Source organism: Phenylobacterium sp. (assembly GCF_030693625.1).
Taxonomy (GTDB): Bacteria; Pseudomonadota; Alphaproteobacteria; order Caulobacterales; family Caulobacteraceae; genus Phenylobacterium; species Phenylobacterium ferrooxidans.
Genome location: NZ_JAUYAF010000063.1, coordinates 1 through 17,182, shown reverse-complemented (window position 1 = coordinate 17,182; position 17,182 = coordinate 1). Strand labels below are relative to the sequence as shown.

Here is a 17,182-nt window from a genome sequence, read left to right as displayed (position 1 = left end):
CGCCTATCCCCCGGAAACTCAAGCGACACAGACAGACCTGACCCGCCCCACAGCAGGCGCGGGGTTGCTTGGCCTCGATAAGGCTTTCCATGACATCTCTCGCCACCCTTCGGCGCGACTGGCTTTCCAACCCGCGCAGCGACCTGCTCGCCGGGACGGTCGTCGCCCTGGCGCTGATCCCTGAGGCGATCGCCTTCTCCATCATCGCCGGGGTCGATCCGGCGGTCGGCCTCTACGCCTCCTTCATTATCGCGGTCACCATCGCGTTCGTCGGCGGCCGTCCGGCCATGATCTCGGCCGCCACCGGGGCCATGGCCCTGCTGATGGGCGGCCTGGTTCGCGACCACGGAATCGAATTTCTGTTCGCGGCCAGCCTGCTCACCGGCGTCTTCCAGGTGGTGGTGGGGCTGCTGAAGCTCGGCCGCTATGTGAAGTACGTCTCGCGCTCGGTGATGACCGGCTTCGTCAACGCACTGGCCATCTTGATTTTCCTGGCCCAGATGCCTGAGCTGATCGGGGCCAATTGGCAGACCTGGGCCATGGTGGCCGCCGGCCTGGCGATCATCTACGGCTTCCCCCGGCTGACCAAGGCCGTGCCGTCCCCCCTGGTGGCGATCGTCGTGCTGAGCGCTCTGGCCATCGCCCTGAAGATCGACGTCAGGACGGTGGGGGACATGGGCTCCATGCCCAACACCTTGCCGGTCTTCCATCTGCCGGCCGTGCCCCTGACCTGGGAGACCCTGCGGATCATCGCGCCCGTGTCGGCGACCCTGGCCTTCGTGGGCCTGCTGGAAAGCCTGCTAACCGCAAACATCATCGACGACATGACCGACACCCCCTCCGACAAGGACCGCGAAACCCGGGGGCAGGGGATCGCCAACATCCTGTCGCCCCTGTTCGGCGGCATGGCCGGCTGCGCGATGATCGGTCAGTCGATCATCAACGTGACCTCGGGCGGCCGAGGGCGGCTCTCGACGCTGTGGGCGGGTCTCTTCCTGCTGTTCCTGATCCTGGTCCTTCGCGACTGGGTGGCGATGATCCCCATGGCGGCCCTGGTGGCGGTGATGATCATGGTCTCGGTCGGCACCTTCGACTGGGGATCGATCCTGCGGCTGCGGAGCTCTCCGGCGGTGTCATCGCTGGTGATGCTGGTGACCACCGTCACCGTCGTCGTGACCCACGACCTCTCCAAGGGCGTGGTCCTGGGCGTTCTGCTCAGCGCCCTGCTGTTCGTGCGCAAGGTCTCCAAGGTCGTGGTGGTCGAGGCGCTCGAAGACGGCGACGACCTGCGCCGCTACGTCGTGCACGGCCACCTGTTCTTCGCCTCGGCCGATGTGTTCGGCGCGGAGTTCGAGTTCCACGGCCATCCCAGGCGCGTCGAGATCGACATGACCGACGCGCACCTGTGGGACCTGACGGCGGTGGCCGCGGTGGACCGCGTCGTCTTCCGCTACCGCCGCCAGGGCGCCGAGGTCGCTGTCATCGGTATGAACGAGGCCAGCGCCACCCTGCTCGACCAGGTGGGCCGCCACGACAAGACCCACCTGCCGTCATCGGTGGGCCACTGACGCCTAGGCTCGACCGAGGTGGCGTTCCCAGAAGGCCAGCCAGCCGTCGCGCTCGTGGGCCGGGATTTCCACGTGGCGGCCTGGGTTGATGTGCATGGTCTTCTCAGTTGAGCCGAAGGCGCTGAACAGGGCCAGGCCCTGCTCGCGGGTCATCAGCTCGTCCTCCCACTGGTAGACGAACAGCAGCGGGATGCGGATGGCCTCGGCGGCGGCCTTGTGGTCCTCAAGGCCCGGGAAGACCCCGAACAGGCCGAAGATGGCCGCGGTGATCCGCGGCTCCTGCGCCACGAAGGGCACGCCGAAGCGGGTCCCCATGGAGACGCCCCAATAGCCCACCGGCTGGCCGGCGCCGACGAAGTCGAGGCCCTGGGCCGCGTCCAGGGCCGCCGTCCACTCCGCCACATGCTTGAGCGCCACCCCGGCGTCACGGGTCGGCCGCGCCGCCGCCTGCGGGCGCTCGCCCTGCTGGGCCTTGCGGCCGGCCTCGGCGGCGGCGGCGCGCGCCTTTTCCGCCTGCTCGCGGGTGATCCGGTCGCCGTGGCCGGGCGCGTCGATGGCCATGGTCGCATAGCCCAGCTTCTGGGCGTGGCTGATGGCGGCGGCCGTCAGGTTGGCGACCTTCTTGTGCTGCGAACCGCCGTGGCCCAGCAGGATCAGCGGGCGTGGGCCTTTCGCGCCCTCCGGCGCCCAGATGACGCCCGGCACGGCGTCGCCGTCCACGACCAGCCGAAACTCGCGCCGCGTGACGCCGTCCTGCGTCTTCTCGCCAATGAATTCCATGGGGTCTCTCCAGAGCCAGGCCGTCTTTGCGGCCGTCAGGTTGCAATCAGGTGGGCCAGGTCGGCCGCCTTGGGCAGGGTCTCGATCTGCGCGACGGCGCGCACCACCTCGGCGGCCCGCGCCGCGCCGAGCACCGGCGCCATCAGCTCCAGCGCCTTGGCCTCCACCTCGTCGGCCGTCATCGGATGCGACGGGAAGCCGACCACGTGGGGGACATAGACCTCCCGCACCGCGCCGTCCTTCAGGCGGACGATGACGCGGGCCGACTCGGTGCGCGGCTGGCCGGGCGGGGTCTCCTGGGCGGGGTCGTGGACCACGTCGACCCGGGCCATCAGCGCGTGCACGGCGGCGTCACCGGCCATCCGTTCCAGCGACTGGGCCGAGACGAAATCGAGCCGCCGGTCGATCAGCATGATGGCCGTCAGGTAGCGAAGGTTGAGGGCCGGCATGGCCGCGTCGCGGAAGGCCTGCCAGCGGCCCGGCATCTCGATGCGCACGCTCTCCACAGCCGAGGCTTCCAGGTCGGGCAGCAGGTCCAGCAGTCCCTTCACCGCCGGCTGGGTCGGCCCGCCGACCGGGTAGCGCTTGTAGGCGGTGTGGATCAGCTCGGTCCGCTCTCCCAAGCCCTCGATCAGGCCCGCGCGGTCTGCGTCCCCGCCGGTGAAGATCTTCGAGGCCATCCAGCCTTCGGGATGGTCCAGGCTGTCGCGCACGCCGGTGAAGCCCGCCTCCACCATCAGGGCGGCGCTGAGGCCCGCGCGCGCGCCCATGCCGGCGAACACGAAGGACTTTTCCACATGCTCGACGTCCAGCAGCCATTGCCAGGACCCGGCCGCCTGCTGCGCGCAATAGGTCAGCAGGTCGGGAATCCGATCCTCGGGGAGACCCAGGATCGAGGCCGCCGCCGCGCCCGCGCCGAACACCGGCCCGATCCCGTGATTGGCGATCCCGGCCCGCCGCAGGTTGCCGACCCCCAGCGCCTTGGGGATCCGGCCCGCCAGTTCGTAGCCGGTGATCACGGCGCGCAGCACCGCCTCGCCGGAGAGCCCGCGCTGCTCGGCCAGCGCCAGGGCGACACTGACCACCGCCGGGCCCGGCTGCACGAAGGCCGAGGGGATGAAGTCGTTGATCTCCGCGCCGTGGGCGGCCATGGCGCTGGCGAAGGCCGCGTCGCCGAGGGCGGCGGTGGCTTTCGTCCCCAGGATGGTGGCGGCGCTGCGCCGGGCGTCGCCGGACTGGGCGACGGCGAAGTCGCGGGCCAGGCGCGCCGGCGCCAGGTCACGGCAGGCGACGATGGAGGCCAGGGTGTCGAGGATGTGCAGCCGCCCGAGGCTGCGGAAGCTCTCAGGAACCGGCGCGGTCTGGCTGCCCGCGATGTACGCCGACAGCGCCGGTCCCGCGGCGTCGGCGGCGCTCATAGCCGTCCCACCTGTTCGGCCATGCTGGCGCAGGTCGAGAGCAGGTGTTCGATGATCTCCTGGCGGCCCTTCTCGTCCACGCGTTCGGCGGGCGCGGAGACCGAGATCGCGGCGGCGGCCTCCGGACCGCGCGCCATGATGGGCGCCGCGAAGCCCACCACGCCGGGCTGATAGCTGGCCATGGCGTAGCCCCGCTCGCGAACCTCCTGCAGCTCCACCGTCAAGGCCGCGACATCGAGGCGGCGCTTGCCGCCAATGCCGGCGGCGGTGCGCTCGAGGACCGCCTGGGCGTCGGGCGCGTGGGCCAGGATCGCCTTGCCCCCGGCCGTGAGCGGGGCGGGTACCCGGCTGCCGATGCGGGTGGTGAAGCGGATCGGGCGCGGCGAGATCATCTTGTCCAGATAGAGCACGTCGTCGCCGGCCCGGATCACCAGGCTGACGGTCTCGCCGGTGACCCGCTGAAGCTCCTGCAGGAAGCCGGAGGCGGCCCGCTTGATGGGGTGCTCGGTGATGACGTTGGCGCCCAGTTCCCAAAGCTTCAGGGTCGCGGAATAGCAGCCGGTCTCGGCGTTCTGCTGGACGTAGTCGAGGCCGATGAGCCCCGCGAGGATGCGATGCACCGTGCTCTTCTGCAGGCCGAGGCGCAGCGTCAGCGCCGACAGCCGCATGGGCTCCGGCGACCGGGTCAGGGCCTCGAGCACCGCGAAGGTGCGAGGCACCACCCCTTCCGTCGTCGAGACCGGCTCCGCGCTCATCGGCTCATTCCCCTTGGTTGACATGATCTGCCCTGGGGCCGACCATTCTGTCAATGGAACAACGTTCCACATGACGGAACGATAGCGAGCGGAGCGGGTGATGGGTAGCGACGTGGCGGCGGACGACAGCGTCCGCGCGGGTCCCGTGGTCGAGACGGCGAGCGGCAAGGTGCGCGGCGAAAGGTTCCGCGGCGTCTCGATCTTCCGCGGCGTCCCCTATGGCGCGCCCACCGGAGGCGCCAACCGCTTCCGCCCGCCGCAACCGGTGGAGGCCTGGAGCGGGGTGCGGGAAGCCATTCTCTATGGCCAGACCGCCCCCCAGACCCCCAGACCCGCAGCACCCTGTCCGACGGCGGCTATCCCGGCAACAAGCCGGAAATGGGGGAGGACTGCCTGGTCCTCAATGTCTGGACGCCGGGCGCCGACGAGGCGCGGCGGCCGGTCATGGTCTGGCTGCACGGCGGCGGCTTCGAGGCCGGCTCCGGCTCCTCGATCCTCTATGACGGGGTCAACCTGGCCTCGAAGGGCGACGTGGTCTGCGTCAGCCTGAACCACCGCATGAACGTCTTTGGCCACCTCCTGCTGCAGGACGCCCTGGGCGACGACTTCGCGGGGTCGGCCAACGCCGGCTATCTCGACATCATCGCGGGCCTGAAGTGGGTGCGGGACAATATCGCCAGGTTCGGCGGCGACCCGGGCAATGTCACCATTTACGGCCAGTCCGGCGGCGGCCGGAAGGTCAGCATCTCCATGGCGGCCAAGGGCGCCCAGGGCCTGTTCCATCGCGGTATCGTGCAGAGCGGCTCGCACCTGCGCCTGACCCCGCGCGACCGGGCCAACGAACAGCTGGACCGACTGCTGACCCTGCTCGGGATCGCCCGCGCCGACGCGCGCCGGCTGCAGGACCTGCCCTTCGTGGACCTGGTGAAGGCCAATCGGGCCCTGATGCGCGAGCACCCCGCGCGCTTCTCGCCCACCCTCGACGAGGTGGTTTTCGACGCCCATCCGTGGGATCCGGCGGCGCCGGTCATCTCAGCCCAGATCCCGATGATGGTGGGCACCTGCCGCACCGAACTGTCGAACCAGGTGGGCAGCGCCGACGAGACCACCTTCAGCCTGGACGAGGCCGGCCTCGCCGCACGCCTGACCAGCTACCTGCCGCAGGCCGATATTCCAGGCGTGGTGGCGACCTTCCGCGCCGAGAGCCCCGCCGCCTCGCCGTCGGAGCTGTTCTTCAAGATCACCACGGCCCGCGGCTACTGGCGCGACAGCGTTATCCAGACCCAGCTGAAGGCCGCCCAGGGGGCCGCGCCGGTCTGGTCCTACCGCCTGATGTGGCGCACCCCGGTGGAGGGCGGGCGGCGGATCACCCCCCACTCCCTCGACCTGCCGTTCATGTTCGACAACGTCTCCAAGGCCCCGCACATGGTGGGCGAGGCCAGCGAGGAGACTGCGGCCATGGCCCATCAGATGAGCCAGGCCTGGCTGGCCTTCGCCCGCACCGGCGACCCCAACACCTCGGCCATCCCGGCGTGGCGACCCTATGATCTGGAGCAGCGCACGGTGATGCTCTTCGACACTACGTCGGGCGCCGAAAGCGATCCGCATCGGACCGAGCGCTTGGCGATGGACGCCTACCCGACCCAGCAGCTCAAGGGCACCCTGCACCGCCAACCCGCCGCCGCGGGCGCCTAAGCCTGGAAGTAATCCCGGTACCAGTCGACCTCATGGTGGTCGCGCAGGTCCGGCCGTGATCTGAAGGCGGGGTTCAGCCGGCGGAAGACGCCGTTCAAGGTGCGGTAGTCGCGTTGGCTGACGACGGGTATGCCGTTGCGCACCAGCAGGGCCGCGCAGACGCCCTGGCCGATCTGGTGGGCGGACGATGCGCGGGCCCCCCGATAGATGACCTGGGAACCGCAGGCCGCGCTGATGTCCATCAGGATAGCCAGCCGAACCTGATGGGCTCTGGCGATCGCCAGCATGCGCTCTGCCGCCGCGATCATGCCCGCCGTCCAGTCCTCGCCGGTATCCGACAACACCTTCGCGTGGCCATCCAGGACGTCGTGCCCGTCGCCGCCGTGGATGTCTGGGGTGGCGCGGGGCGTGCCGAAGGCGAAGTTCTCCGGGCAGAAGGTCACCGCCCGCGCGTTGGGCAGGTCGATCAGCCGCCGGATAAGGGCATGGTCGCCATAGGTGGAGCCGTCCACCCCGACCGGCAGTCCGGCGAGGCAGCCGCTGACCAACAGGTTCAACGGGCGCTCGGCCGTGAAGTCCGGCCAGGACGCGATCAGGTCGACGCGCGGCAGGTGGGTCGGGACGCCGTCCTCATCGAAGGTCCGGCGCGCGCTCAGCCGCTCGACATGGACCTTCATCGCCCGCCAGCTCGAAAACCCGTACTCGCGGGCGATCTGGAGCTGCGCGGCGGCGAGCTTGGCTTCGGGCGTCACCCTCCGCGCCTGGGCCAACCGGTCCTTGGCGGTCTTGCGCAGCCATTCAAGGCTAGGGCGTGCGGGAATGGGCTTGGGTTTGGTCATGGGAACACCTTCTCCAATGCGCCCGGCGTCCGCGGTTCTCGGGCAGAAGAAGATGCTTCGAATGTGCCGTCTGCAGGCGGGTTCAACCCTTTACGCGGACCGTTGGTCGCCATGCTCGACCGGCGTCCAGTTTTCCCGTCCCCGAGCGGCGCGTCAAGTCTCGCTACGTCTCCAGTCCCGACAGCTCTTCCAGGTCGCGCAGGTACCGGGCGCGATCGGTGAACAGCCGCGCCTCCAGGCCGCAGGCGAGGGCCGCCTCGACGTTGGCGGCCTTGTCATCGAAGAAGATCAGCTCCTCGCGGGGGTAGGGGATCTGGGCCAGCATGGCCTCGAAGAAGGCGGCCTGGGGCTTGGCGGCGCCCAGGCGGCAGGAGATGAACAGGCCGTCCAACAGGGCGCCATAGCCAAGCGTCGTCTCTAGGTGCGCCGCCCAGAAGGCGTCCTGGTTGGAGCCGAGATAGCAGGCGACGCCTGCCGCCCGCAGCCGCCGGACGTCCTCCAGCAAGGCGGGGTCGGGGATGACCGCGCCCTCGGCCCAGCGCTCGAGATAGCTGGCCGCGTCGTGGGGCCAACCGGCCTGCGCCAGGGCCCGGCCACAGGCGGCGGTGAAGGCGCCCAGATCGGCGAGGGTCTCAGGCGCGGCGGCGGAATAGAAGCCGGTGACGAAGTCCCGGTGCCGCCGGGCGCTCCAGACCCAGTCCTCCGTCCCGAAGGGCCCGGCGTGCTGCAGCACCCCGTCGGCGTCGAAGATCACCCCGCTCAGCTTCATCGGCCGCTCCCTAGGTTCCGACCACCACGGGCTGGCCGCCGCGCGGGGTCAATCGTCCGACCACAGCGGCGGCGGCGAAACCCGCCTCCCGGACCAGGGCCATCACCGCCTCGGCGGCGGCGGGCTCGACGGCGATCAGCAGGCCGCCGCTGGTCTGGGGATCGCACAGCAGGTCGCGTTTCCAGTCGGGCAGGTCGCCCGGCGCGTCGACCGAGGCGCCGTAGCTCGCCCAGTTACGCCCCGAGGCGCCCGTGCGCACCCCGGCCCTGGCCAGGGCCTCGACACCCGGCAGCCGGGGCGGGTCGGGATCGATCCTGGCGGTCAGGCCCGCGCCGCGCGCCATCTCCAGGGCATGGCCCAGCAGCCCAAAGCCGGTGACGTCGGTCATGGCGTGAACGCCGTCATGCGTGGCCAGCGTCTGGCCCACGGCGTTGAGTTGGGTGGTCGAGGCGATCAGGGCGCCATAGCCCGCCGCGTCCAGCTTGTCCTGCTTGAAGGCCGCGCTCAGCACCCCGACGCCCAGCGCCTTGGTGAGGATCAGGACGTCGCCGGCCCGGGCGGCGCTGTTCTTCAGCACCCGGTCGGGATGCACCAGGCCCAGGGCGACGAGGCCATAGATCGGCTCGACGCTGTCGATCGAATGCCCGCCGGCCACCGGGATGCCCGCCGCCGCGCAGACCGACGCGCCGCCGGCCAGGATCTGGCCGATGGTTTCCGGCGCCAGCTTGTCGATCGGCATGCCGACGATGGCCAGGGCCAGGATCGGCGCGCCGCCCATCGCATAGATGTCCGACAGGGCGTTGGTGGCGGCGATGCGGCCGAAGTCGAAGGGATCGTCCACCACCGGCATGAAGAAGTCGGTGGTCGCCACCAGGGCCTGGGTGTCGTTCAGGCGCCAGACCGCCGCGTCGTCCGAGGTCTCGGTCCCCACCAGCAGGTTGGGGAAGGCCGCCGCCGCCGGCATCCGGGCCAGGATGTCCTGCAGCACCGCCGGGGCGATCTTGCAGCCGCAGCCGCCGCCATGGGCCAGGGAGGTCAGGCGGACGGCGTCGGTCATGGATAACTCTCGGACAGGGGAACCTGCCAACCTCTTAGTCCGCGCCACAGCGTCGGACCAGTCTCGCCACAGCGGCGCGCGCGGTGCTAACAGTCGGCCATGGGAATCCAGCTCACCGAGGCGGTCGACGCCCCGTCGCTCGCCCGCTTCGATGCGATCATCGACGTGCGCAGCCCGGGCGAGTTCGCCGAGGACCACGTGCCCGGCGCCGAGAACCTGCCGGTTCTTGATGACGCGGAGCGCGCGGAGGTCGGGACCATCTATGTCCAGGAGTCGCGCTTCCTGGCGCGGCGCATCGGCGCCGCCCTCGTGGCGCGCAACATCGCCCGTCATCTTGAAAACGCCCTGGCCGATCGGCCCGCCAGCTTCCAGCCGCTGATCTATTGCTGGCGCGGCGGCCAGAGGTCCACCGCCATGGCCACCATCCTGTCGCAGGTGGGCTGGCCGGTCTGGCTGCTGACCGGGGGCTACAAGACCTACCGCCGCGCGGTGAACGCCCGCCTCTATGACGAGGCGCCGGCGCTGAATCTGGTCCTGCTGGATGGCCATACAGGCACCGCGAAGACCGAAATCCTGGCGCGTCTGGCGGGGCAGGGGGTTCAAACCCTCGACCTGGAAGCCCTGGCGTCGCACCGCGGCTCGCTGTTCGGCGCGGTGGCGGGACACCCCCAGCCCAGCCAGAAGCTGTTTGAGAGCCGCCTGCTCGCGGCGCTGGACCAGCTCGATCCCTCGCGGCCGATCGTGGTGGAGGCGGAATCCAGCAAGATCGGCGAGCGCATGACCCCGCCGGCGGTCTGGAAGGCCATGCAGACCGCGCCGCGCATCGTGATCCAGGCGCCCCGCGAGGCCCGCGCCCGCTATCTGGTGGAGGCCTATCGCGACGTGATCGCCGACCGCGCCGAGCTGGAGGAGGCCTTTTCCCGCCTGCCGGTCTATCCCGGCCAGAAGCGGCTGGAGAACTGGCGCGGCCTGGCCGACGCCGGCGCCTTTGAGGATCTGGCGGGCGCCCTGATGGAGCACCACTACGACCCGGCCTACGACCGCTCCGCCCGCAAGGACGAGCGGCCGCGGCTGGGCATCGTTGAACTCGCCGATCTCGGCGCCGCCAACCAGGAGGCGGCAACGGCGGAGATCCGTCGGCTGGCGTCGATCTGAGCGCGGCCTTGACGCTAGGGCGCTGGGGCGCGACCCTATGAACAACGATCACAAACGATAAGACGAGGGAGGCTGTCATGGCCGATGGTTCGCTTGCAGGCGCTAATTCGCTCAAGGGCAAGGTCAGCGCCGAGGAATGGGAAGCGCGGGTCGATCTCGCCGCCCTGTATCGCCTGGTGGCGCTCTACGGGTGGGACGACATGATCTACACCCACATCTCGGCCCGCATTCCGGGCCCAGATCACCATTTTCTGATCAATCCCTACGGCATGTATTTCGGCGAGATGACCGCCTCGTCCCTGGTGAAGATCGACCTGGACGGCAAGATTCTCCAGGAGACGCCCTACTTCATCAACCCGGCGGGCTTCACCATCCACTCGGCGATCCACGCCGCGCGCGAAGACGCCAAGTTCGTGATGCACCTGCACTCCGACGACGGCGTCGCGGTCGCCGCCCAGAAGGAGGGCCTGCTGCCCCTTTCGCAGCACGCCTGCATCGTCCTGCCGCGGCTGGCCTATCATGACTATGAGGGCATCGCCCTGAACCTGGACGAGCGCGAGCGTCTCGTGGCCGATATCGGCGCCAAGACCCTCATGCTGCTGCGCAACCACGGCACCCTGTCCGTGGGCGAGAGCGCCGCTGACTGCTGGACGGGCATGTACTACCTGGAGCGCGCCTGCCAGATGCAGGTAAAGGCGCTGTCGGCGGGCCGGGAGAACGTGCTGTTCGCCCCCGAGGCCGCCCAGTTGGAGGTCAAGGGGCAGGTGATGCGCGGCATCGGCGGCAAGCTGGGCTGGCCCGGCGCCCTGCGCCGCCTGGACCGTGAACTGCCGGGTTACGACGCCTAACTGGTGGCCAGCCCGTTCGCCCGCCGCCCGCCGCTGATTCCTCACGCGGCGGGGTGGCGGCCCGACAAGGTCCGGGCCGGGACGATTCCGGCGAACGACAGTCTCTGGGCGCCGGGTGACCGGCGCCCTTTTTCTTGGCGCTAACCGGTTGATTCAAAGGCTATCGTCGATCAAATGCGGCGATTACACGGTGTAACCGCGGTCTATTTCCGACCAGACACGTACAGCCATCGTTCTGTCACTGGACGGGCGCTAGCTGGAAGCCATAAGACCGCTCGACTTTGAACCCACTGGCCGCCCGCATTATCGAGGCGACGGAGTCCCCCCGCTTGTTACGACGCCACTTCTTCCTCACCGGCGCGATCCTTGTGCTGATCCTCATGCTGGTCGCGGGCGCCTACAAGCTGACCCTCGGCAAGAAGCAGGGGCCTGGGGGTCCGCCTGGCGTGGCCATGACGCAGGGCCCGGGTGGCGGGCCGGGTGGTCGTCCAGGCGGCGGTGGCGGCCGGGGCGGCATGGGCGGTCCGGCCGATGTCGCCGTGGCGGTCATCCAGTCCCGGCTCTTCACCGACACCATCGAAGTGATCGGCGTGGCCAAGGGTCGCCAGTCGGTCACCCTGACCGCGGCGGCGACCCAGCTTGTTGAACGGGTACGCTTTTCGCCCGGTCAGTCGGTCAGCCGCGGCGCGGTTCTGGTTGAGTTGAAGGACACCGAGCAGGACGCCGGCCTCGCCCAGGCCCAGGCGAGCCTGGTCCAGTCGCAGCGCGCCTATGACCGTTACAAGACCCTGGGCCAGCAGGGCTTCGCCTCCAAGGCGATGATCGACCAGTACGAAGCCAACTATCTCTCGGCCAAGGCCAATGTCGCCGCCGCCCAGGCCCGCCAGGGCGACCGGCTGATCCGCGCCCCCTTCGCCGGCGTCGTGGGCCTGACCGACATCACCCCAGGCGCCCTCATCAATCCCGGCTCGGCGATCGTCACCCTGGACGACACCAGCGCCATCCGCGTCGATTTCCAGGTGCCCGACCGCTACATCGCTTCCGTCCGCCAGGGGCAGGCCGTCACCGCGCGGGTCGACGCCTATCCGGGCGAAGTCGTCCAGGGCCGCATCGCCCTGCTGGACACCCGCATCGACGAGCGGACCCGCGCGCTCACGGCCCGCGCCGAGTTTCCCAATCCGGACCGTCGCTTGAAACCCGGAATGATGATGCGGGTCGCCGTCGCCCAAGGCGGCCGCCAGGGGCTCTCGGCTCCGGAATCGGCGGTCTCCGTCCAGGGTGACAAGGCCTTCGTCTATGTCCTGGCAAAACAGGGCGACCGCACGGTGGCTGAGCAGCGCCCGGTGGTCACCGGCGTGCGCCAGGACGGCTTCGTCGAGCTGAAGGACGGCGTGGCCGCCGGCGACCGGGTCGTGGGCGACGGCCTCAACAAGATCCAGCCGAACCAGGCCGTGAAGCCGGTGGGCTCCGGCGGGCCTCCGGGAGCGGGCGGAGCCGCCCGCCGTCCCGCGCCATGATGCTCTCCGACATCTCCGTCCGCCGCCCGGTGCTCGCCGCCGTGGCGTCGATCATCCTGTGCGTGGTGGGGCTGGCCTGCTTCACCTCGCTGTCGGTGCGCGAGCTGCCCAGCGTTGATCCGCCGGTGGTCTCAGTCTCCACCACCTATCGCGGCGCCTCGGCCGAAGTCGTCGAGGAGCGGATCACTGAGGTGATCGAGCGCCAGGTGGCCGGCATTCAGGGTATCGACCGGGTGAACTCGTCCTCACGGGACGGCACCTCGCGGATCAACGTGTCCTTCACCCTGGATCGCGATCTGGACACCGCGGCCAACGACGTGCGCGACGCCGTCAGCCGGGTGACCTCGCAGCTTCCCGACCAGGCCGATCCGCCGCAGATCGCCAAGGCGGACGCCGACGCCTCGCCAATCATGTTCCTGGCGTTTTCGTCCACGACCCTGAACCGCCTGCAGCTCTCCGACTACGCCAACCGCTATCTGGTGGAACGCATCTCCACCATCCCCGGTGTCGCCCAGGTCCGGCTTGGCGGCAGCCAGCTCTATTCCATGCGCATCTGGCTCGATCCGCTGGCCATGGCGTCGCGCGGCATCACGGTCGATGACGTCGAGAGCGCCCTGAACGCCCAGAATCTGGAGCTGCCGGCCGGCGCCCTGGAGGCGCCCGCCAAGGACTTCACGATCCGCGTCGCCCGCGGCTATTCCACCCCCGCCCAGTTCCGCGAGCTGCCTGTGACCTCGGCGGCCCGCGCCGCCGCCGTCGTCTCCACCAGCGTCGCCGGCTCGGCCGGCGCGCTCGGCTCCACCGCGAGCGCCGACGGCGCCGTCACCGCCGCCGACCGGGGCCAGAACGCCTATGTCACCCGCCTGGGCGACATCGCGCGGATCGAGGAAGGGGCCGACGAACGTCGGCGCGTTTTCCGTTCCAACGGCCGCGACATGGTCGGCATCGCCATCACCCGCCAGTCCCAGGCCAACGATCTGGATATCTCCAAGGGCGTCAGCGATCAGCTGCCGGAGATCAACAGGTCCCTGCCGCCGGGCACCAAGCTGGAGGTCGGGGTCGACTTCACCGTCTTCACCAAGCACGCCATCGAGGAAGTGTGGATCACCATGGGGATCTCGCTGGCGCTGGTGGCGCTGGTGAACTTCGTCTTCCTGGGCACATGGCGGGCGGCGATCATCCCCTCCGTCGTGGCGCCGATCTGCATCCTGTCGACCTTCATCATCCTGGCCCCGCTCGGATTCTCCATCAACCTGCTGACCCTGCTGGCCCTGGTGCTGGCCATCGGTCTGGTGGTGGATGACGCCATCGTCGTGGTGGAGAACATTCAGCGCCGCGTGGACGAGGGTGAGCCTCCCGTGGTCGCCGCCCAGCGCGGCGCGCGGCAGGTGTTCTTCGCGGTGGTGGCCACCACCATCGTGCTGATCGCAGTGTTCGCGCCGCTGATGTTCCTGCCGGGCTATATCGGCAAGCTGTTCGTGGAGCTGGCCGTGGCCATCACCGCGGCGGTGGCCTTCTCGGCCCTGCTGGCGCTTAGCCTCTCGCCGATGCTGGCCTCCAAGCTGCTGCGCCCGGCCCATGGCGAGGGCTTCATCGCCCGGCGCGTGGATGCCGGCATGACCAAGCTGCGCAACTCCTACCACGCCTCTCTGGACGCCATGCTGGGCCGCCGCTCGGCCTCGGTGGCCACCGTGGCCCTGGTCGCGGTCCTGGCCGGACTGGCCTTCGCCCTGTTCACCGTCCTGCCGCGCGAGCTGGTGCCCGACGAAGACCGGGGCCGCGTCGATATCAACATGCAAGGCCCGGAAGGCGCCGGTTACGACTACACCTTGCCGGCCGCCAAGCTGGTGGAGGCCCGCCTACAGGAGCTGCTGAAGGACGGCACGATCAGCCGCTACACCCTGGGGGTGCCGCGCTTTGGTCAGAACCAGTTCAACACTGGCAACGCCAACGCCGCCCTGCCCGATGACGCCGAGCACAAGATCAGCTCACCAGACCTGGCCGCCCAGCTCAACAAGGACTTCTCCAAGATCACCGCCATCCGCGCCATCGCCTCGGTCCGTCCGAGCCTGCAGCGCGGCGGCGGCGGCGGCGGCAGTGTCGATCTGATCGTGGTCGGCAACGAGTACCCGGAGATCGAGCGCCTGATCCAGCCGCTGATGGCGGCCGTTCAGGCCAATCCCGGCATGGCCCGTCCGCGCCTGGACTATGAGCCCACCTCGCCGCGCCTGCTGGTGGACCTGGACCGCGACAAGGCGGCGACCCTGGGGGTCTCGGCTCAGTCGGTGGGCCGCGCCCTGGAGACCATGTTCGGCTCGCGCAAGGTCACGACCTACATCCGCGATGGCCAGGAATACGACGTCATCCTGCAGACCGACCGCGCCAATCGCCAGAACGAGAACGACCTGGCCAGCCTCTATGTACGCACCAACTCCGGCGCCACCGTGCCCCTGTCCTCGGTGGTCAGCACCGAGGTGCGTGGCGACACTCCGGACCGGTCACGGGTCGACCGCCTGCGGGCCATCACCCTCAGTGTGCAGCTCAACCCCGGCTACACGGTGGGCGAGGCCGTAAGCTTCCTGCAGGCCGAGGTCGCCAAGCGCCCCGGCACCACGGTGAAGTGGGGCGGCACGGCCCGCGACTATCTCGAGGCGGGCGGGGCCGTGGGTCTGGCCTTCGGCATGGCCCTGTTGCTGGTCTTCCTGGTCCTGGCCGCGCAGTTCGAGAGCTGGATCCACCCGGCGGTGATCATGCTGACCGTGCCTGTGGCCGTACTAGGGGGACTGTTCGGCCTCCTGGTCGCAGGCTCGACGATCAACACCTACAGTCAGATCGGGCTGATTATCCTGGTGGGCATCGCCGCCAAGAACGGCATCCTGATCGTGGAATTCGCCAACCAGCTTCGCGATGACGGCCTGTCGATCCGCGAGGCGGTGATCGAGAGCGCCTCCCTGCGCCTGCGTCCCATCATCATGACCTCGATCGCCGCCGCCGCCGGGGCCGTGCCGCTGATCGTCTGGGGCGGGGCGGGCGGCGAGAGCCGCAAGACCATCGGGGTGGTGATCTTCTTCGGGGCCATCTTCACGACCCTGCTCACCCTGTTCATCGTGCCGGTCTTCTACAACATGCTGGCCCGCTTCACGAAGTCTCCCCTGGCCACCGCGCGCCGCATCGAGGCCTTCGAGGACGCCGAGCAGACGCGCGCTGCGAACGCCGCCGAATAGGCTGGTCGCGCGAAAAGCCTCCCCGCCGAAGCGGGGAGGAGGAGAGACTGTCATTGGGATGGTCGCGCCGGCGACGACGGGGGCGTCGCGCCGGCGCTGATGCGGCTCCAGCGGGAGAGTCGCACCCCTAGCCCGTCACCCCAGGGGGAGATGATCGGGATCGATGCTGCAAGAGCTCGACCCCATTATGGTGATCCGCGCCAAGGTGCGCGTCAAGGTTGTCTGATTTCAAACGCGCGCTTTCCGAGCGCGCAGGCCGCTACTGCGGTTTGTAACCCGTCTCGACCTTCAGATAGGCGATCAGGTCGATCCTATCCTTGGCGTCCTTCACCCCCACGAAGCTCATCTTGGTGCCGGGCATGAAGGTCTTGGGACTGGCCAGCCACTTGTCGAGGTGCTCGGCGTCCCAGGTGAAGGTCGCGGCCTTGACGACCTCGGAATACTTGTAGCCCTCCGAGGTCCCCGGCTTGCGGCCGAACATGCCGTAGAGGTTCGGGCCCGTCATGTTCGCGCCGCCCGGCACGATGGTGTGGCAGGACTTGCAGACGGCGAACACCTTCTTGCCGTTGGCCAGGTCGCCGGTGTTGTAGGGGGCGGGCAGGGCGGCCAGCAGGGTCTGCTTCTCGGCGTCGCTCAGCTCCGGAGCGGCCGCCGGCGTCGGGGCCGAGGCGGGAGTCGAGGCGCTCTCCGTCCCGCCCGACTTCCCGCAGGCCGAAAGTCCGATGACGGCGACAGTGGCGGCGAGCGTCAGGGCGAGGTGGCGCATGGGAAATCCTCTCGAGAGCCTAGAGCGCGTCAGGGTTAAGTGGAGGCCGGTTAACCCGTCCGACGCGCCTGTCTTTTTGAATGAGAGCCTATTTGAACGGGTCAGATGATTCCATCTGACCCTAAAAGGCTCTCGGTGGGCGGAAGCTACTCGAAGCGCCGTCATTGGCAAGCGCTCAGCCCCGCCTGCGGCGTTCCTTCTGGATGATCTCGTCCAGGGCCTGCAGGAACCGCGACCGGTCGTTGCGGTCAAAGGGCTTGGGCCCGCCCATGATGTCGCCGGTCGAGCGCAATTGCTCCATCAGGGCCCGCTGGGCGATGGCCGCGCCGATGGAGTTCTCCGTGAATGGCTTGCCGTTGGGCGCCACCGCGTGTCCGCCTGCGGTCAGCACCCGCTCGGCCAGGGGAATGTCGTTGGTCACCGCCACGTCGCCCGGCGCCACATGCTCGGCGATCCAGTCGTCGGCCACGTCGGGCCCCGCGTCGACGATCACCCGCTCGATCATCGATGACCTGGGGATCATGATGAAGGCGTTGGAGACCACCCAGGTCTTGAGTCCATAGCGCTGGGCGACCTTGTAGATCTCGTCCTTCACGGGGCAGGCGTCGGCGTCGATGAAGATCTCGATGGGCTTGACGGTCATGACCCGTCCTAGAGCATGATCGCTTGAGACGGAACCGCGCAGCGGTCCCGGCTCAGGCGTGAATCATGCTCTCGCTTAAATCTGGGAGCCTGATCCACCGCATCGGCGGAATCGCGAAGCGATTCCACCTCAACGGATCAGGCTCTAG

14 protein-coding genes, 1 pseudogene and 1 other annotated feature (1 of these 16 cut by a window edge) are annotated in these 17,182 nt (G+C 69.2%); of the genes and pseudogenes, 7 read left to right on the top strand and 8 right to left on the bottom strand.

Annotated elements, in window-relative coordinates:
- Positions 1-20, top strand: a sequence feature (sul1 is cis-regulatory element that is thought to sense ions involved in sulfur or methionine metabolism; They are found in Alphaproteobacteria); it begins 33 nt to the left of the window's first position.
- A gap of 69 nt (positions 21-89) precedes the next feature.
- Positions 90-1,568: a SulP family inorganic anion transporter gene (locus Q8N10_RS13210; protein ID WP_304782994.1), complete on the top strand. Its 1,479-nt coding sequence runs from the start codon at positions 90-92 to the stop codon at positions 1,566-1,568.
- A 3-nt stretch (positions 1,569-1,571) separates the two neighbouring features.
- Here Q8N10_RS13210 and Q8N10_RS13205 read toward each other — a convergent pair whose 3' ends face one another.
- Genes Q8N10_RS13205 through Q8N10_RS13195 form a run of 3 tightly spaced genes read right to left on the bottom strand, consistent with a single transcriptional unit; the run spans position 1,572 to position 4,521 of the window.
- Complete coding sequence (locus tag Q8N10_RS13205; RefSeq protein WP_304782991.1) at positions 1,572-2,348, bottom strand: dienelactone hydrolase family protein; 777 nt, start codon at positions 2,346-2,348, stop codon at positions 1,572-1,574.
- 35 nt (positions 2,349-2,383) lie between these two features.
- Positions 2,384-3,766, bottom strand: a complete 1,383-nt coding sequence (locus Q8N10_RS13200; protein ID WP_304782988.1) for an MmgE/PrpD family protein — start codon at positions 3,764-3,766, stop codon at positions 2,384-2,386.
- Positions 3,763-4,521 (bottom strand): IclR family transcriptional regulator, encoded by a 759-nt coding sequence (locus Q8N10_RS13195; protein WP_304782985.1) that lies wholly within the window; start codon positions 4,519-4,521, stop codon positions 3,763-3,765. The genes Q8N10_RS13200 and Q8N10_RS13195 overlap by 4 nt, the downstream gene beginning before the upstream one ends.
- A gap of 100 nt (positions 4,522-4,621) precedes the next feature.
- Here Q8N10_RS13195 and Q8N10_RS21050 point away from each other — a divergent pair.
- Together Q8N10_RS21050 and Q8N10_RS13190 are read left to right on the top strand one after the other, a co-directional pair.
- Positions 4,622-4,843 (top strand): annotated as a pseudogene (locus tag Q8N10_RS21050) (carboxylesterase family protein); the annotation flags it as partial.
- A gap of 56 nt (positions 4,844-4,899) precedes the next feature.
- Complete coding sequence (locus Q8N10_RS13190) at positions 4,900-6,216, top strand: carboxylesterase/lipase family protein (RefSeq protein WP_304782982.1); 1,317 nt, start codon at positions 4,900-4,902, stop codon at positions 6,214-6,216.
- Here the strand turns inward: Q8N10_RS13190 and Q8N10_RS13185 are convergent.
- From Q8N10_RS13185 to selD, 3 genes are all read right to left on the bottom strand, one after another.
- Positions 6,213-7,055, bottom strand: a complete 843-nt coding sequence (locus Q8N10_RS13185; protein ID WP_304782978.1) for a DUF523 domain-containing protein — start codon at positions 7,053-7,055, stop codon at positions 6,213-6,215. The genes Q8N10_RS13190 and Q8N10_RS13185 overlap by 4 nt on opposite strands.
- Positions 7,056-7,218: 163 nt before the next feature.
- Positions 7,219-7,824 (bottom strand): HAD-IA family hydrolase, encoded by a 606-nt coding sequence (locus Q8N10_RS13180; RefSeq protein ID WP_304782976.1) that lies wholly within the window; start codon positions 7,822-7,824, stop codon positions 7,219-7,221.
- Positions 7,825-7,834: 10 nt separating this feature from the next.
- Positions 7,835-8,881, bottom strand: a complete 1,047-nt coding sequence (selD, locus tag Q8N10_RS13175; RefSeq protein ID WP_304782974.1) for a selenide, water dikinase SelD — start codon at positions 8,879-8,881, stop codon at positions 7,835-7,837.
- 99 nt (positions 8,882-8,980) lie between these two features.
- On the opposite strand from selD, the gene mnmH reads away from it, so the two are divergent.
- The 4 genes from mnmH to Q8N10_RS13155 all read left to right on the top strand — a co-directional run bounded on the left by mnmH (position 8,981) and on the right by Q8N10_RS13155 (position 15,625).
- Positions 8,981-10,036 (top strand): tRNA 2-selenouridine(34) synthase MnmH, encoded by a 1,056-nt coding sequence (mnmH, locus tag Q8N10_RS13170; RefSeq protein WP_304782971.1) that lies wholly within the window; start codon positions 8,981-8,983, stop codon positions 10,034-10,036.
- Between the two features lie 77 nt (positions 10,037-10,113).
- On the top strand, positions 10,114-10,884 hold the full coding sequence (locus tag Q8N10_RS13165; RefSeq protein ID WP_304782969.1) for a class II aldolase/adducin family protein: 771 nt from the start codon (positions 10,114-10,116) through the stop codon (positions 10,882-10,884).
- A gap of 281 nt (positions 10,885-11,165) precedes the next feature.
- The gene (locus tag Q8N10_RS13160; RefSeq protein WP_305663937.1) at positions 11,166-12,401 is read left to right on the top strand and encodes an efflux RND transporter periplasmic adaptor subunit; all 1,236 of its coding nucleotides are present in this window, start codon (positions 11,166-11,168) and stop codon (positions 12,399-12,401) included.
- On the top strand, positions 12,401-15,625 hold the full coding sequence (locus Q8N10_RS13155) for an efflux RND transporter permease subunit (RefSeq protein WP_304783259.1): 3,225 nt from the start codon (positions 12,401-12,403) through the stop codon (positions 15,623-15,625). Before Q8N10_RS13160 ends, Q8N10_RS13155 begins: the two co-directional genes overlap by 1 nt.
- 259 nt (positions 15,626-15,884) lie before the next feature.
- Here the strand turns inward: Q8N10_RS13155 and Q8N10_RS13150 are convergent, their stop codons facing one another.
- Together Q8N10_RS13150 and Q8N10_RS13145 are read right to left on the bottom strand one after the other, a co-directional pair.
- The gene (locus Q8N10_RS13150) at positions 15,885-16,391 is read right to left on the bottom strand and encodes a cytochrome c family protein (RefSeq protein WP_304782963.1); all 507 of its coding nucleotides are present in this window, start codon (positions 16,389-16,391) and stop codon (positions 15,885-15,887) included.
- Between the two features lie 175 nt (positions 16,392-16,566).
- On the bottom strand, positions 16,567-17,034 hold the full coding sequence (locus tag Q8N10_RS13145; protein WP_304782960.1) for a YaiI/YqxD family protein: 468 nt from the start codon (positions 17,032-17,034) through the stop codon (positions 16,567-16,569).
- Positions 17,035-17,182 lie beyond the last annotated feature (148 nt).

Coding starts and splice junctions, on each gene's coding strand:
- Q8N10_RS13200 (WP_304782988.1), bottom strand. CDS start 3,766: ATGAGCGCCGCCGACGCCGCGGGACCGGCGCTGTCGGCGTACATCGCG.
- mnmH (WP_304782971.1), top strand. CDS start 8,981: ATGGGAATCCAGCTCACCGAGGCGGTCGACGCCCCGTCGCTCGCCCGC.
- Q8N10_RS13155 (WP_304783259.1), top strand. CDS start 12,401: ATGCTCTCCGACATCTCCGTCCGCCGCCCGGTGCTCGCCGCCGTGGCG.
- Q8N10_RS13190 (WP_304782982.1), top strand. CDS start 4,900: ATGGGGGAGGACTGCCTGGTCCTCAATGTCTGGACGCCGGGCGCCGAC.
- Q8N10_RS13150 (WP_304782963.1), bottom strand. CDS start 16,391: ATGCGCCACCTCGCCCTGACGCTCGCCGCCACTGTCGCCGTCATCGGA.
- Q8N10_RS13185 (WP_304782978.1), bottom strand. CDS start 7,055: ATGACCAAACCCAAGCCCATTCCCGCACGCCCTAGCCTTGAATGGCTG.
- Q8N10_RS13210 (WP_304782994.1), top strand. CDS start 90: ATGACATCTCTCGCCACCCTTCGGCGCGACTGGCTTTCCAACCCGCGC.
- Q8N10_RS13165 (WP_304782969.1), top strand. CDS start 10,114: ATGGCCGATGGTTCGCTTGCAGGCGCTAATTCGCTCAAGGGCAAGGTC.
- Q8N10_RS13145 (WP_304782960.1), bottom strand. CDS start 17,034: ATGACCGTCAAGCCCATCGAGATCTTCATCGACGCCGACGCCTGCCCC.
- Q8N10_RS13195 (WP_304782985.1), bottom strand. CDS start 4,521: ATGAGCGCGGAGCCGGTCTCGACGACGGAAGGGGTGGTGCCTCGCACC.
- Q8N10_RS13205 (WP_304782991.1), bottom strand. CDS start 2,348: ATGGAATTCATTGGCGAGAAGACGCAGGACGGCGTCACGCGGCGCGAG.
- selD (WP_304782974.1), bottom strand. CDS start 8,881: ATGACCGACGCCGTCCGCCTGACCTCCCTGGCCCATGGCGGCGGCTGC.
- Q8N10_RS13180 (WP_304782976.1), bottom strand. CDS start 7,824: ATGAAGCTGAGCGGGGTGATCTTCGACGCCGACGGGGTGCTGCAGCAC.